At 35.5% G+C, this 17,174-nt stretch carries 11 protein-coding genes; all 11 read left to right on the forward strand.

The window, feature by feature from the left end; translation table 11 throughout:
• Positions 1–14 precede the first annotated feature (14 nt).
• The 11 genes from SB689_RS16965 to SB689_RS17015 all read left to right on the forward strand — a co-directional run bounded on the left by SB689_RS16965 (position 15) and on the right by SB689_RS17015 (position 17,167).
• Entirely contained in the window at positions 15–2,849 is a 2,835-nt protein-coding gene (locus tag SB689_RS16965) for a peptidoglycan DD-metalloendopeptidase family protein (RefSeq protein WP_410693297.1), read from the forward strand.
• Positions 2,850–3,899, forward strand: coding sequence for a hypothetical protein (locus SB689_RS16970; RefSeq protein ID WP_410693298.1), 1,050 nt, complete (start codon positions 2,850–2,852; stop codon positions 3,897–3,899). It begins immediately after the preceding gene.
• 186 nt (positions 3,900–4,085) lie between these two features.
• A complete protein-coding gene (locus SB689_RS16975; protein WP_410693300.1) occupies positions 4,086–5,048 on the forward strand; it encodes a hypothetical protein in 963 nt (320 codons plus the stop codon).
• Positions 5,049–5,238: 190 nt separating this feature from the next.
• On the forward strand, positions 5,239–5,643 hold the full coding sequence (gene tssD / locus SB689_RS16980; RefSeq protein ID WP_072409673.1) for a type VI secretion system tube protein TssD: 405 nt from the start codon (positions 5,239–5,241) through the stop codon (positions 5,641–5,643).
• A gap of 441 nt (positions 5,644–6,084) precedes the next feature.
• The gene (locus SB689_RS16985; RefSeq protein WP_410693301.1) at positions 6,085–8,574 is read left to right on the forward strand and encodes an ATP-dependent Clp protease ATP-binding subunit; all 2,490 of its coding nucleotides are present in this window, start codon (positions 6,085–6,087) and stop codon (positions 8,572–8,574) included.
• 63 nt (positions 8,575–8,637) lie between these two features.
• On the forward strand, positions 8,638–9,486 hold the full coding sequence (locus SB689_RS16990) for a lytic transglycosylase domain-containing protein (protein ID WP_410693302.1): 849 nt from the start codon (positions 8,638–8,640) through the stop codon (positions 9,484–9,486).
• A 79-nt stretch (positions 9,487–9,565) separates the two neighbouring features.
• A complete protein-coding gene (locus SB689_RS16995; protein WP_410693303.1) occupies positions 9,566–11,503 on the forward strand; it encodes a type VI secretion system Vgr family protein in 1,938 nt (645 codons plus the stop codon).
• 12 nt (positions 11,504–11,515) lie between these two features.
• Positions 11,516–13,114, forward strand: a complete 1,599-nt coding sequence (locus SB689_RS17000; RefSeq protein WP_410693304.1) for a hypothetical protein — start codon at positions 11,516–11,518, stop codon at positions 13,112–13,114.
• Between the two features lie 74 nt (positions 13,115–13,188).
• Positions 13,189–13,935 carry a hypothetical protein gene (locus tag SB689_RS17005; RefSeq protein ID WP_410693305.1) on the forward strand — a complete coding sequence of 249 codons (747 nt, stop codon included), beginning with the start codon at positions 13,189–13,191 and terminating at the stop codon, positions 13,933–13,935.
• Positions 13,936–14,322: 387 nt separating this feature from the next.
• Entirely contained in the window at positions 14,323–14,733 is a 411-nt protein-coding gene (gene tssD, locus SB689_RS17010; RefSeq protein WP_072409683.1) for a type VI secretion system tube protein TssD, read from the forward strand.
• A gap of 238 nt (positions 14,734–14,971) precedes the next feature.
• Positions 14,972–17,167, forward strand: a complete 2,196-nt coding sequence (locus SB689_RS17015) for a type VI secretion system Vgr family protein (RefSeq protein ID WP_410693306.1) — start codon at positions 14,972–14,974, stop codon at positions 17,165–17,167.
• Positions 17,168–17,174: the final 7 nt, after the last annotated feature.

Genomic DNA, 17,174 nt, shown 5'->3' on the forward strand with positions numbered 1-17,174 from the left:
AAAAACTTTCTGATATGTCTAAACAAGGAGTTTCAAAAATATCCGGAAATCCTGCTCCAAAAGTAGGAGAAAAGACCCTGTATTCAATTACGGGATGGTATCCTTCGACACCAAAAAATAAACAAAATCCGGCATTAGTAACCTGGGAGTTATTTAAAAAACGTTCCAACGGAAGTTTTACCACCACCAACATCAAAAAAATAGGCGATGGAAATTTTACTTTTGGTGAAGTAGCCTCAAAACATACGTACCGCCTGGAAGCATATCTTTATGAACCTGAAGGTAAAGGTTCTACAACAATTGATATTACACCACAGCCTGCCGGAGTTCCAAAAATTAATAAAGTTGAATTACATTATGTTGATGATTCAAAAGGAGCAGTTTTTAGCTATACCGAAAAATTGGTTTCAAAAGCTCAGTGTGTAAATCTTACAGGTGAAAAACTGTTATTCACGCTTTGGGAAGATGATGCAAAAGGCGAAGGACATAACTCAAACAACCTTTTTGTTGACAGTAAACAAGGAGTTGTTGGGAAAAATGGTGTGGCAGCTGCAGAGTTTGTTTTAACGAAAGCTTTAATGCAAAAAGCAGCAAAAGGAGAAACAGATCCCGAAAAAATGGAGTTTTACGTAACGGTAGAATATTATAAAAATAAAAAACATGCTACTGCTAATATCGACGTAAAAAATCCCGAACATAAACCTAAACCTGTAGAACAGCCAAAACCTGCTCAAAAAGCACCAGCTCCTGAACCTCAGGGTAAACAACCTCCCAAAACAAAAGATTCGCCTGTAGGACAGGAACCTGAAGCTAAAGCAGAAACTAAAGGGACAGCTGAACCTCAGAAACCTGCTACTCAGCCAAAGCCTGAAGGTAAAAGTACCAGTGTTGTAGATAATGTGAAAGTAGAAGGTCTTCTGGATGCTTATTTTGCTAAAGAAGAATTTAAAAAAGAAACTTCAGAAGCTGCGGGACAGCATCAGTATACATTCCAAAGCAATAATAACAATATTGATAAAGATAAAATTGCAGGAATCATTAAAACCAGAGTTGATGATTTGGTTAAAAATGATAAAAAATATGCTAAACTTGAAGATATCAAAACTGCACTCACCCAAACTTCTTATAAAAAAGGTGAAAGTATTTCTGTAAATTTATACAAACTTGGTCCTGAATTCGTAAGAATCAACAATGCACCTCTGGAAGAGGAAGTGTATGTGGTTGCCAGAACGATGTTACTGGATGGTAAAGAGGTAAGTATTAATATCAGAGAAAAGGATGCAATTTTAGTAGAAAAAGATGCAAATTTACCGGTTTTAGAAGGTGTAGAAAATGGTAATGAAATTACAACCTTAAAAGTTACCGTACAAGATGGCTTAGCAAAAGTAAAAATAAAACTCCGTCCAAAATCTGATGAAAATTTAGTTACTTGGAAAGATAAATTAAGCGGAATAAAAGACGGAACTTATACTTATAAATTCGGAAGTAATGGAAATAAAACGGCAACTGCAGAACAGAAAAAGAAAATAGCAGGCATTGTTGCCAATAAAATTAAGGATGAACTTGAAAAAGAGAAAAAATTCCCGAAAATAGAAACCATCGAAAAAGCTTTAACCAATGAAGTTTATAATAAAGATGAACAAATTACTTTCGATGTCTATAAAAGTGTGACAGAATATCTTTGGTTAAAAGCAGAATGTACAGGAGATGTTAAAAAGCACGACGGAGAATTCCTGAAAAAAGAGGGCGCTTATTTTGAAATTGGCAAGAAATGTGAATGTGAAGCAAGAATCAGAGCGTTTATGAGAATGCTTAGAGTAGGCGAAGGTACAGAAGGCGAAAAAGGCTACACGACGCAATATAGCGGAACACAGTTTACAGATATGACCAAACATCCTGAGAATGTGATCACAGCCGGGGCTTATTCATCTTCAGCAGCCGGAGCTTACCAGATAATGAGGTACACTTGGTGGTGGCTGAAAGGAGAACAACTAACCAGCGACAATAAAAAAGCAGGAGTCTATGAAGAAGCTCATGATTATATTAAAAAATATTCGGTGCCCGATTTTACTGCAGAATCACAGGACAAACTTTGTATTTTGATTCTTAAACATAAAAGAGCAGGAAGTTTACCATTGATCACCAAGAATCAGGTAAAAGAAGCACTGGAACAATATGGAAGTTATGAATGGGCAAGTTTACCGCCGGGAAGATACGGACAGCCTGCTCAGACAATGACTGCCGCTTTAGAAAAGTATGACAAGTTTTTAAAAGAAGAATTGGCTGGGACTAGTGATTTACACCTTAAAAAAGGATTTTTAAAAGAATTCGGAATTCAATGTAACTGCGGAAAGATCGGAGGAAGTTCAGAATGGCACAATCCTTTGGACAGTATGCAGTTAAGAGGATGGTATTCAGATACACAATGGTCGCCAGGGAAGAGTGATTACCACGGAAGAACAGGCGGTAAACATGATGGTTTAGACCTGTATGCTCCTGTAGGAACGCAGATCTATGCTTGTGTTGATGGTGAGATCACCTATTTAGAAGATCCCAACGGATACGGAAACAGGACGTTTTTAGAAGGTAATTATAACGGACAAAAATATTTTTTCATGTATTGTCACCTTTCAGAATATACAACGGGTCAGGTAAGTGCCGGAGATCCGATCGGAAAAACAGGACAGACAGGAAACGCGAGCGGACAGGCTGCAAAAATGGCTCACTTGCATTTTGAGGTCAGAAAAGAAAAGATGTCGAAACCGTCTTTTAATCCGCTTACGGAAATTACAGAATTAGGAACGGATGTTAACGTGAGTCCGGACCAAAATAACCAAACAGGAACATAAATGAAACGTAACGTAATTTTTTATTTAGCGCTGTATATGTTAGGGTTTTCATGCAAAGAAAATCGAAATCTAACAGTGAAAAATGCAGCAGCTGATATCAATGTAAAGAATGAAAATAAGTATAATATTCCTTCAGATTTAAAAATTCAAAGTCAGGAAGAAGTAAATATTAATGGTGATCCTGAAAAAGAAGTGATCATTACAGCATCAGATTCTGCAGCCGAAAATACGCATGAATTTTGGTTTAAAAATGGTAAAATCATCTATCAATTTACCTATCCGTGGGCTTCGATCAATAAAAAATGGCTCGTAGATCTGGATAACGATGATAAAAAAGAAATTGTAAGGGCTCAGGGATATGAAGACGGAGTAGATTATGCTATTTATGATATTGTTGATAATCAGCAAAAACCGGTTTTATATTTTAATCCGGTTCTTCAGGATAGTCGATTTCCCGGTGTCTATTTATGGGCTTATCCTAATGATATCACGGAATTGATCATCAATCCGCAAAAGGAATTACAGGTTTCTTTGGATAATAATTATCAAAGAGATGATGAGCATATTGTTCCGGATAATCAGAAAGAATTACCTTTTATATTCTTCAAAGGTCAGACAAAGCAGCCGGATATGAGGATCTCTAAAATGAATCAACCTCAATCTATGACTCTCGCTACAATAGTGAACAGTGTAAGAAATAACGGCGGGACATTCGCAAAAACAGCTCAGTCAGACAAACAGTGGATAGGCAATTACACAGGTCGTTTTCTGAGAATGAAAGAAGAATCTGGTGATCCTCGAGGCTGGGGGCAGATCTCGGTTAAAATTGATGGTAATTCAGCTAAATTTCAGCTAGACAGTTATGTTGAGAATCTTAAAAAAGATTTAATAATAATAAATACAACGCCGGATGAAATAACACTTGCTGAAAAAGATAATAAAAACTCGGCATTTACAATTTCTAAAAACAAAAGTAAATATGTATTGAAAAGCAGTTTCATTGATAAAACAGTAGGTGAAACAAGCTCATACGAACTGGAAAAAAAGTAAAATAAATAATTTTATTAAACCTAATTTTTTTAATAGATTCATAAAAAGCAGTGTGCAAATTTTGCATGCCGCTTTTTATTTTAATTAATCTTTAAATATTGATTTTAAAAGAATTTAGTAATGTAAAATTATTTTTTAGAAGAATATTTTTAACTAAATTGCTTAATATCAAAAAAAACAAAAACTATGATCGTTCATTTTATACTTCATGGGGAAACACTGGAAAGTATATCTGAAGAAATTAAACTCGAAAACCCTAAATACCTTAAAGAATATCACAATAAACGTTGTGCAAGGGAAGATTATATCCAGGATGAACTTATTCCGCGGAAAAAATTATTAATTCCTGAGCTAAAGGATATCAACGAATATAATTCAAAAAATGATGCCCCTTTCAAACATCCCAAACTGAATCCAACATTATCTTTTGATCCCGAAAATTTCAGTAAAATATTTGATGTAAATATCACGGAAGCCACAGAAAATGAAGATAAAAAGAAAAGTAATTTTATTTCTTTTACGGCTTCTTTAAAATGGGTTAAAAAAGATTCCAACGATCATATTTTCCACCTTTTTAAAAATAATTTTTATGATCAGGCCGGAAGCAAAATGGCAGATCTGGCAACAGAATCTATCCGTTCTTTGAATCCGATAGTCATTAAAACAGATTCAAAAGGAAAAGTTATTAATATTAGTCTGAAAAAAGAAACCATTGATAATTTTAAATCTATAAAGGAAAAACTGCTTGATTTTTTTCCAGATAAATATGCTAAAATCTACATTGACGAATTTGAAATGGCGGTTCTGGATCAGAGCTTATTCAATGAAAGAATGAAATATGATAGTTTCATTAAAACCTATTTTGCATCTGTAAGAAATGAATTTGTAAACGGAAAATCTTATGTTGAGCAAACAATCGGTGAAGAAAATATTTCTATTATAATTCAGCAAAAAGTTGGCGACGAAAGGCATGCCCAGGAAATAGATATTTTACAAACATTTCAGTCTCCCGATCAGAAAATTGATTATAACGGAAAATATACACTGTTTTCAGAAAATGGATTAATAAAAAATATTGAGATCAGATACATTATTTTCCAATCTGGAATCAAGAATGTGACAAGTTTAAAGATCCATGAAAAATCGTAAACTATCATTAATAAAGGGTTTTTAAAGTTTCGTTTTTATCAACGATCGTAGAATTACTACATCAAATCGTAGAATTACGACAAATTTTTAAAATTGTTTTCAAATGCTTTCAAAAAAAAATTAACCGTTTTATCTTTGTTAAACAATCACTGAATCACAAAATATTATTAACGATTAAAAATTTACTATCATGGCAGCAAATTCAAGAGGAATTTTAAAATTCAACGGAGGCGAAGGTCAAAAACTATTGAAGCTGAATTACAGCGTTTCAAGATCTACAGATGTATCTGGTAGAGTAGCGTCAGACCCCTCAAACGCAATCATTAAATTAACCGTAGAAGCAACAGAAAAATCAGACATTCTGGAAAGCTTACTAAACGGAAAGTACAAACCAACAAGCGGAGAAATTACTTTCAACAAATCTCACGAAGAAGGTACATTAATTACTTTGAACTGGGAAAACGGATACGTAATTCAGCATGAAGTAGACTTCGACGCGGTGGACGAAAACAGCATGTTGATCAGCTTTATCATAAGCGCAGAGAAGATCAATTATGGTAATTCTGCTTACGAAGGTCTATGGCCGTCTAGCTAAAATCTACACATAATCAACATTCATAAAAAAGACTGTCCCCTCAAGGCGGTCTTTTTTTACCATTACCAATATATCAATTTCAGAGTTTGAATTTTTTTATGTTTTTTTCAATATTTTAATTAAAAACTTACTTTTAAACTTAGCTGAGTGAAACGCCTTTGCGAACGAAGAATATCCTCAATTATATCAAAAAAATCTTTGCGGGCTTTGCGTTAAAAAAACATTATCATTAAAACAGATTTATATATTTTTTGTCTAAATGTTAACTATCTCACATTTAAAAGACATATCTAATATTATTGAAAAAAAACTAATATCTTAGTAAAGAATAAAAATTTTAACGATTGTGGATTAATATTTGTTTAAAATTTAATGAAAACATAATCAAAACATCACACACCAAAATCAGATATAGTATTAATTTTTGAGAAAAATAGTAAAATGGGAGTACTAGTAACCAACGAGACAGTAAAACAACTTTTTCATATTGCACAATCAATCGCGAGAGAAAATTATAATGCCACTTATGGTGGTCCGCATATTCTTCAGGCTTTAATGCACAAAGATATCGGTCTTAATGAATTTTTAAAAAACATAGATAAAGATCCGGGATATTTTTACGAATGGGCAGACGTCCGTATTGAAGATTATCCTAAAACCACGCACCTTCCCGATGAGGCTAAACAGGATGAATTTGTAGACAATATTATTGAGGAAGCAGATGATATTCGTTTGAAATTGGGGCTGGACGAGATCACTCCGATTTGCCTTTTAACAGCTATTGTGAAGCCGCAGGTTGTTTTTTCACTGCAGCAGTTGAAGTCATTACCGCTTAGAGAACACGAAATATTCAATTTATATAGAAAAGATACACCATTTGGTAATACTGAGGATGATGGAGTTTCTTCCTTATTTTCAAATGGCTCAGACTATTCCGATAATTCTTTTCCATCCATTAAAGCCTATTGTGTAGACAGAACGGCACAGGCCAGAAAAGGTGACTTAGAAAACATCATCGGAAGAGATAAAGAACTGAGAATGTTGGTTGAAATTCTTTGTAGAAGAACTAAGCCTAACGTAATTATCATCGGAGAACCTGGAGTTGGTAAAACTGCTTTGGTAGAAGGTTTTGCAACTGAAATTATCAAAGGAAACGTTCCCGAAATGCTTAAAAACGGAACGCTTTTAGAACTTGACACAGGAGCTTTACTGGCTGGAACTTCTTATAAAGGTGAAATTGAAGACCGTCTTAAAAAGATCATTACTGAATGTAAAAAGATCGAAAAAGCAATTCTTTTCATTGATGAAATTCACACGCTTTTAGATCCAAAAGGAAGCATCGGAAACGTTGCTAATCTTCTTAAACCAGAATTGGCAAGAGGAGAAATCACAGTAATCGGAGCTACAACTCAGGAAGAGTATAGAAAAATCATCGAACCTGAACAGGCTTTTAACCGTCGTTTTGAAGTATTAACGGTCAACGAACCGGACGAAAAAACGTGCGTTAAAATGATTGATGTTTTATTAGACGGTTACAAAAAACACCACGGAATTGAAGTTGAAAAAACTGCTCTTCCGGAATGTGTCCGTTTAGCAAAACGTTATGCAAAAGGTAAAAAATTACCCGATGCAGCAATTGATTTGTTAGATAGAACAATGGCGGCAATTAAAATGCTTGATGAACTTTCAGAAAAAGAACTAGAAAGCTGGAAAGGCATTTATGAAACCATTTTACAGGAAGAATATCTGGATGATAAAGACAAAGCAGACGAATTAATCTGGAACTATAATTTATTGAGAGATAAAATAAGTCCGATTTTGTGGGGTTCTTTAAGTGAGCAGCCACAAATTGACAATTCAATGCCTGTCGAGGAAATTCAGAAAATAATTGAAGAAACTTATGCTGAACTTTTACAGCACGCATCAAAGAAAAGAGAAAAAGTAGACCGTTTGGAATTGGCGGCTGTCATGGCTGCAAAAACAAATATTCCAATCGGGAAAATCCAGGCTCAGGAAAAAGAAAAACTTCTGAATATGGAAGGTCTTCTACTGAACAGAGTTGTCGGACAAGATCATGCTTTAAAAATCCTTTCTGACGCGATCGTTGAAAACCGAAGCGGATTAAACAAGCCCGGACAGCCAATCGGTTCATTCTTCCTTTTGGGACCAACCGGAACAGGGAAAACGGAATTGGCAAAATCAATGGCAGAACTGCTTTTTAATGATGAAAAAGCAATGGTTCGTTTTGATATGTCTGAGTTTAAAGAAGAACATTCGGCGGCTCTTTTATACGGTGCGCCTCCAGGATATGTTGGTTACGAGGAAGGTGGAATGTTGGTGAATAAAATTCGTCAGCAGCCTTACACAGTAGTTTTATTTGATGAAATTGAAAAAGCACATCATTCAGTTTTTGATGTCTTTTTACAGATCATGGATGAAGGAAAAGTGCATGATAAGCTTGGAAAAGAAGGAGATTTCAGCAACGCGTTGATTTTATTTACTTCAAATATCGGAAGCGAAGAAATTGTAAAACAGTTTGAAGAAGGAAAAGTTCCGCAATCACCTGCATTAATGCAAATTATGTCAAATTCAGGTAAATTCAGACCGGAATTTTTGGCAAGAATCACAGAAATTATTCCTTTTGCACCGATCACAGAATCTATTGCAGAAAGAATTTTTAATATTCAGTTAAAATCACTTCACGCATCGCTTCACAGGTTAGGAATGACCTTAAAAATTACAGATGAAGCCGTGAAAAACCTTGCCTTAGGAGGATTCAGCAGTAAATATGGAGCGAGACAGATTTCAGGAGTGATCAGAGCGCAGTTGGCAAGACCAATTTCAAAAATGATCGTGAGAGAAGAAGTAAAAGCCGGACAAACACTGAATGTTGATTGGAAAGAGGATCAATTAACCTGGAAAGTAGAATAAATAAAGTAAAAAGGCAGATTTGCTGTTTTTAACAGAGCAGCAGATTTGTCAAAAAATATAAACATGAACTTCAAAAATATTTTTTTAGGAATAATATTGATGAGTTCTTCACAATTTGTGAACGGACAATTTCTCGCTGCATCCGATACTTCGGAAAACAGCGTGAGGAGATATAAAAATATCATTAATTCAAACAAAGAGATCGTTGATTTTATTGAACATTCTCTTGCTCAAAAAGGATTACCGAAACATTTGAGAAATTTGGCTTTAATTGAGTCTCATTTTAACAGAAACATCACTTCCGGAGCCGGAGCGGTGGGCGCTTGGCAGCTTATGACCTCTCATGCCAATCAGTACGGACTTTCGGAGCAGAATCGTAATGATCTATATAAAAGTACAAAAGTCGCGGTGGTTTCTCTGACGAATCTTTATAAAAAATATAACAATTGGGTAACCGTCGTGGCTGCCTACAATTGTGGAGAAGGAAATGTTGCCAAAGCAATGCAGGCGGCAGGTTCTTCACAGTATCATATTTTTTATAAATATCTTCCGCAGGAAACCATTAATCATGTCAAAAAATATTTAAATGCATGTTACGCAACCGGAGAATTGCAGAGCGTTTTGAGCAACTATAATTCTTCACGAATGAATACTGTTTTCTTCGTAAATGGAGGAAGCCGAAAAGATAATTCCACGTTGGCGGAAACAGAGATTAATGCTGGATTTAATTTAAATGTAATTGCGGACGAGCTTGATGTAGATGTTGATAAACTTCTCTCATGGAACCCGGGAATTACAGAAGAACTTCAAAATAAGGGCGAAAGTATGTTGTATCTTCCAACAGATCTGATGCCTGATTTTTTATTGAGGAAAACGAAAATACTTTCCAGATCTATTAAAGAAGGAAAATGATATAAAAAACCAAACACCACACACCAAACCACAAAATAACACGGGGAGATAATGTTTAACCTATCTAAACGCAGATAATATGAAAACAGAATCACAAAATATACTGAACAGTCCTTCCTATCGTCCGTCACAGAATGCAGACGGAGTATCGGAAAGCCACCACGCCGGAATCAACAGGCTGGTGAAATTATCTTTGGTCATTGAAGGTAAAGTAATCAAGTATTACAAACACTTCAAACTGAAACAAAGCGCACAGCGTCACCATGAGTTTACGCTCACTTTGGCGCACGACACGTTAGGAAATAACCAAAACCATACCTTGGAAGAGGCTAATAAATTCCTCGGAAAACGTCTGACAGCAGTCATTTCATTCAAAGACATAGAAAACAGCCCTGAAAGAACTTTTGTTGGAGTAATTACAGGAGTTGGATTTAGTCAGGAAAAAATGAGCCTTGGAGATATTGTTCTGTCTGGTTTCAGTCCGACCATTTTATTGGACGGAGCCCGTCATATTCAAAGTTTTGGAGGCGATAAACCTGTCAATATGGGAATTATCGCTGAAGAAGTAATAAAACAGGGAATCGATAAAAGCCGTTTTGATATCAGAATTGATGCGAACGATTATTCTCAGATTATTTACAGCAGTCAATATGACGAAACGCATTACAATTATCTTGCGAGAATGGCAGAAGCGTATGGCGAACAGTTTTATTATGACGGTGAAGTCCTTCATTTCGGGAAACTTCCGCCCCAAAATAAACCAATCAAACTTATTTACGGAAGCAATGCCAACGATATTAAGGTTGAATTAAAAGCAAATCATACAAAGCCTCAATTTTACGGCTACAACAGCAGTAAAAATGAAAGATTAACGTCAGGAGCAACACCAATTCAGCATGTAAGCGATTTAGCAAAAACTGCTTACGAGCATAACGATAAAATTTTCAAGACTCCAGCACTTCAGGTCGCGCCGATTAAGGCATCAACTCATCTTGATGTTGAATATTCTCAAAAAAGTACCTCAGGAAGTGAAGCGGTAAATGTATTTTCATTATCAGGAAATACAACTGTTCCGTTTTTACATCCGGGTTGCGTGGCTGATGTTCAGATGAGAAAGGTTGATACGAATGAAAGTTCTTATTTCACCAAAATCATGGTAACGGAAACTACCCATGAAATTGATACGATCGGACATTATACTGGAACTTTTGAAGGAATAGCTTCAGACACAGGATTTTTACCAAAACCCGAATTCACGATGCCAAAAGCTGAACCGCAAATCGCAACCGTAATTTCAAATGCTGATCCGGAAGGACAGGGAAGAGTTCAGGTGAGATTCGACTGGCAAATGAATGATACAACACATTTCATCAGAATGATGAGTCCTGATGCAGGAGGAACAGATCAAATTAGCCAAAACAGAGGTTATGTTGCCATTCCCGAAGTTGGAGATCAGGTGATGGTGAATTTCGTTCACAGCCATCCGGACAGGCCTTTCGTAATGGGCGGAATGTTTCATGGCGGAGTTGGATTAGGCGGTGGTGTGGATAACAGAGTAAAATCAATTCAAACCAGAAGCGGTCACCGAGTGGTTTTCACGGAAGATGAAAGTATTATTATTACAGATAAATCCGGTAACGAAATTCACTTGGATACCACAGGAAGCAATATCACAATTACCGCTCCCGAAACCATGACATTGAATTGCAGAAATATGAATATCAATGTCGCTGAAAACATGACAACCAACGTCGGTGTGAATAAAATGGATACGATTGTGATGAATCACAGCGAAAGCATAGGTTCTATGAAATACGTTTCTACCGGAGCTGATTTTATTACCAACGTAACCGGAAAAATGACGGAATTTATTCAGGGAAATAAAGAATCTCATACAGATAAAGACAGACTTCGGGTAGCAAACGGACAAATTACTACGCAAAGCCAGGGAACTTTTGAGCAACATGCTGAAAAAGAAGTTCAGAACAACTCGGGACAAAAATCTAATAATTACTAAATCTTTTGTAAAATGGGCAAGGAATCTTACATAGGTGGTGATTATATAGAGACAACCGGAGGTGATGCCAAAGTTTTTGCCGGAAAAAGTATTGTAAACTCTTCTGCAGACAAATTTGCCCAAAAAGGCAAAGAAAAGGGGGTGAGCTACAACGTGAGTTCGGCACCTCCGTCACTGGGAAGTTTAGATCTGATTAAGATTAAGATCAATACAACTTTTGATATCTGTCATGATGAGGTCACGGATTTCAGCGATTTTAAAAACTTCTGGATATTGGAGGATAAAGGGAAATATTACCATTGGCTGATTCTTAGAACCAATACCTTAGACAAAAATAAACCTGATCCTTTACCGATAACGCTTGCCAGCACAGATAATTTTGTGTTCACAGCTACCTTTAAAACCAAGGGTTCTATGGCCTGTAAAATCAGGGTAAAGGATGGAAATAATAAATATATTTTTAAAGAACAGCAACATCCGAAAAAAAACAAGGATGAAGAACATGAATTAATATTTACCTGCGATACTAAACCCTATAAAGATACCATACAGTTTTTAGAAAACTTCACCCTTAATTTTGAATATTCTGAAGACGGAACCAATTGGATCCCGATGAAAAGCGTTAAATTTTGTCTTTATCTTACCTGGAAAGAACCTTTATATAATAATTTTGAAAGCCGTTCTACAGGAAATGATACGATGCAGATGAAATGCCAGGCCAATAAAAATCAAAAAAATATATTTGAAACTTTACTGTGGCTGGGCTGCAAAGGCGGAACAGGAAAAGGAAATTCTTCCAAAGTAAAAGAGGAAAACGAAGAAGCGGTTTTAGATTCTGTTTTTAAACAATTTGAGGGTTTAAAAATCCTGAGACGAAGAGAGGGACAGACCAGACCAGATAAAACACCCTATTTTTCAAAAGACTGGAGTACACAGGGACTAGGCTACTGGAGAGGAATTAGCTCTGAAACAGCAAACACGCTGACAGATCCTGCAGATCCAAGAGCTTACATGTTCTATGATGCATCTACAGGCGCTTATATTGAAAGAACCAGCAGGGTTATTTTAAAATATGGGGAATTCAGATGTGGAGAATGGACGGCATTTTTGCTCTACATTGGGCTTACACAGGGTATTGTTTTAGATCAATTTGCAATTTTTTCAGGAAATGGTCATGATAACAGCATTATGTTGAAGAAAGCCACTCATTTTATTAATTTAATATTTTTGGTTAAAGGATGGAATATCAAGGATCCTCAAGCTCCCGATTTGCCAGTTTCCACAAAGTATCGCGCGCAGGGAAATGCCAATCCGCTTCATTATTTTTCGGATCATGTCTTTACTTTGTTTGAAAGAAATGGGGTGAAAAAATACTACGATGCATCTTACGGTCTAAGATTCAAAACAGGGCAGAAAACAAGTAAGAAATTATTGGCAGAATATTCTACATCGGCTTTAACGGGGGTTTTGTATTTGAGAGAAAAAACTCCGGGAAAAGCAGAATATAAAACCATTACAACTAATATGGAACAACATTTGGTCATTAGTCTTTTTAAAGGACTTGGCGGAGCCCCGTATGTAACTGATGATAAAATAACATATACATTATGAAAAGGTTAATTTTTTTATTTTCATTTTTTATTATTAATACTCATTTTTTATTTTCACAAATAAAAGACAAAAATATGGACACGATATCACTTACAGATAATATAAAATTATACTCCCAAAAGAAATCCGACAATAATAGTATTGACTGGAGTTTGATTTTAAATGCCAATAATAATGAAAAGACTTTGATCAACAAAAAGAATCAAATTCCGACAGGAAATCAGTTTATTAAAGCGTCAAAAGATTATTTTCTGGATGTTCCTAAGTTAATTGACGGGTTTTCCTACAAAGATAATATCTACTTTTTTGTTTTCATAGAAAGGGCACTTTGGGTGTATCATTCAAGTTTGAATGGAGGAAATATTTCCAGAGTTAAAATAATGGATATGATTCCCGGATCTGTTGACAATTTTGGAGACGCCAAATTTTTTATAGAAAAATGTGAGGATGATAATGATACGTATTTTTCTGTAACGCACTCAAGAGTTGGAAGGCAAGTGATAAAGTTTTTTGAATTAGAGAAAAATCATTTTACCGTAAAAGAACTGGAGTTTTCTGAAACAGATACCGTTTTATCAAAGGAAGATCACGATATTTTTTATGATAAAAATCTAAAAAATGATAAAGAAGAGATAAAGAAAGTTCTCAGGAAAGTTCTCGTAAATAATTTAGAGGAAGAAGATAAATTTAATTATCTGGGAAATTTAAAAGGGACTAATGGTACCTACTTTTTGTATTCTGATAAAAACATTCATTTTCTACTCTTTACAAATAATTATGAATGGATTTTATCTAAATATAAAGAGAGGGTTTTAAAATAATCTTTCCGCTATTTTACTATATAATATTGCTCAATTCTGAATTGGGCATTTTTTTAGCTTTTTAAATTTTAATTATTTTTTAAATATTGATTAAAAAATATTGCCAAAAATCGTTAATTTAATCTTAAATAAATCTTAATATTTCCCGATTAAGTGTGAAAATTTGCATTAATTCAATATTAACAAATTACTATTAAATCCTTTTAATAAAGGAAATTTTTAATAATTTTAAATCAAAAGTCGTAGAATTACTACATCAAATCGTAGAAATACTACAAAAATTCAGATTGAGGTTTAAAAACTTTCAGGGTAGGAATAAGGAGTATATCTTTGCTATAGAAATCAATCACCAAATCACAAAATATTAACGATTAAAATTTACAAAACATGGCAGCAAATTCAAGAGGAATCTTAAAATTCAACGGTAGCGAAGGACAAAAATTATTAAAGCTAAATTATAGCGTATCAAGATCTACAGACGTTTCAGGACGTGTAGCATCAGACCCTTCAAATGCAATCATCAAACTTACAATTGAAGCAACAGAAAAATCAGACATTCTGGAAAGCTTACTAAACGGAAAGTACAAACCAACAAGCGGAGAAATTACTTTCAACAAGTCTCACGAAGAAGGTACATTAATTACTTTGAACTGGGAAAACGGATACGTAATTCAGCATGAAGTAGACTTCGACGCGGTAGACGAAAACAGTATGTTGATCAGTTTCATCGTAAGTGCAGAAAAAATCAATTATGGTAATTCTGCTTACGAAGGTATCTGGCCAGGAGGCACTAACTAACAGTTACAATCATCTTAGTAAAAATAAAATTGGTACAGAATAGTGCGCTCCTTACAGAGTGAGCTATTCTGTTTTTTTTTGAAAAATAAATTATTTCAGGTTTTTAAGATTTAAAATATTGTAATTCAGTTATTTTAAAGTTTTAAAACATTGATTAATTAAAAATTTATTTGATTTTTTATCGAATAAATTTTAGCATTTAAAACACATACACACCAATAACCAAAATCACAAGGCTATGTTTCAGGATGATAACACGCCAAAAACTTCGGCTTCCAAAACCGGAAAACCATCTGTAACCAAACAAATGGGTGAAACGGCAAAAACACAGGCTGTAAATAAAGCGACCCAGAAAATTCAGGAAAAAACAAACGGAAAAGTTCAGAAAGCAACAGAAACTCTTGCAACGGCTCAGGCGTACACAGGAATTGCCCAAAATGCTTCCGGAATGTTTATGAATCAGGTAAAACAGGCAAATATTCCGACTTTAGTTGAAGATAAAGTCTGGTCTAAACAGCCTACTTCCAAAATACACAACGCCGACGCAATCCCTGAAAGTCAGGTTTTAGGCATCAATCGCGTGGTAAAACTTGACATTATTATTGAAGGTAAGGTCATTAAACATTTCAAACATTTTAAATTAAAGCAAAATGCAGTCAAACATCACGAATTTGATCTGATGCTTGCTCATGATTCCTTAGGAAATGCAGAAAACCATAATTTAGAAGAAGCTCAAAACTTTTTAGGAAAACGAATTACCGTTATTTTTAAATATAAAGATGTTGAAGACGGTCCCGAAAGAAGTTTCGTGGGTGTTATTACAGAAGTCGGTTTCAGTCAGGAAAAAGGAAGTTTGGGAAATATTGTTCTTACAGGTTTCAGTCCGACAGTTTTGTTGGATGCTGCCCCACATATTCAAAGTTTTGGAGGAGGTCAGGAAATAAGCCTGAACAGTATTGCTGATCAAGTCATTAAAGAAGGGTTGGGACAAAATAAATTCGATTTCAGAGTAGATTCCCAACACGGAAATGTTTCTTACAGTTCTCAATACGAGGAAACTCATTACAATTATCTCGCAAGAATCGCTGAAGCGTATGGCGAACAGTTCTATTATGACGGTGAAGTTCTTCATTTCGGAAAGCTTCCGCCACAGGAACAACCCGTAAAACTCACTTATGGAAGCAGTGTAAATGATGTTAAAATAAAAATGAAAGCTCAGCACGTAAATCCCACTTTTTACGGTTACAACAGCAGTAAAAATGAAAAATTAACGACAGGCAATTCGAAAATAAATCATACTTCAGATATTGCAAAAAGAGCTTACGAAATTTCAGAAAAAACATTTCAAACGCCCTCGTTAAGGGTTGCTCCGATCAAGGCATCTTCTTTTATGGATATCGATGCTTCCCAAAAAGGAACGGCAGGAAGTAAAGCTTCTAACGTATTTGTAACCTCGGGAACAACGACAGTTCCGTTTTTGTATCCGGGATGCATTGCAGATATTGAAATGCGTAAAACAGATACCAATCAGACTTCTTATTTCACCAAATTAATGATCGTAGAAGTGAATCATGAAGTGGATGCAAGAGGTTATTACACAGGAACTTTTGATGCGATAGCTTCAGATACCGGATTTATTCCGCGACCAGAATTTCAGTTGCCAAAAGCTGAACCTCAGTTTGCTAAAGTGATTTCCAATACAGATCCGATGAATCAAGGACGCGTGCAGGTTCAGTTTGACTGGCAAAATGGCTCAACGACCACAGAATTTATCCGCGTAATGACTCCGGATGCAGGAAGTAGTGATAAAGTGAGTAAAAATCGAGGCTTTATGGCAATTCCAGAAGTTGGCGATCAGGTAATTGTAAATTTTGTTCATCAACATCCCGACAGGCCTTTCGTAATGGGCGGAATGTTCCACGGAGGAGTTGGCGGTGGTGGCGGACAAAATAATAATATTAAAAGTCTAAGCAGCCGAAGCGGAAATAAATTAGAACTAGACGACGGTGCAGGTTCGGTATTTTTAACAGATCAGGGTGGTGCGAACATGAAGTTTGACGGTGCCGGAAATGCTACAACCAATGCCAATAACGATAAAACGCTTTCGGTAGGAAATAACAACACCGTGAATACAGGAAGCAAAAACGTAATCAATGTCGGAAGTAAAGATGGTGGCGGAGCAAATTCTATGTTTTCTATGGATAATGCCGGAAATATTTCGTTGGAATGCGATACCAATATCACCATTAAAACAGGTTCAAGTTCAATCACATTAAACACCGACGGAACCATTATTCTCAGCGGGAAAATAATCGGAATCGGTGCTGAAGGAATCGGAATTGCGGCTTCTAAAGGTGTTGATGTTTCTTCTCCTGCCAACCATATCGGTGGCGGGCAAACGAAAATTGACGGCGGTGATGCTTTTATTAATTAAAATCTGA

Origin of the sequence: Chryseobacterium sp. SIMBA_038 (assembly GCF_046535115.1) — a bacterium.
Taxonomy (GTDB): Bacteria; Bacteroidota; Bacteroidia; order Flavobacteriales; family Weeksellaceae; genus Chryseobacterium.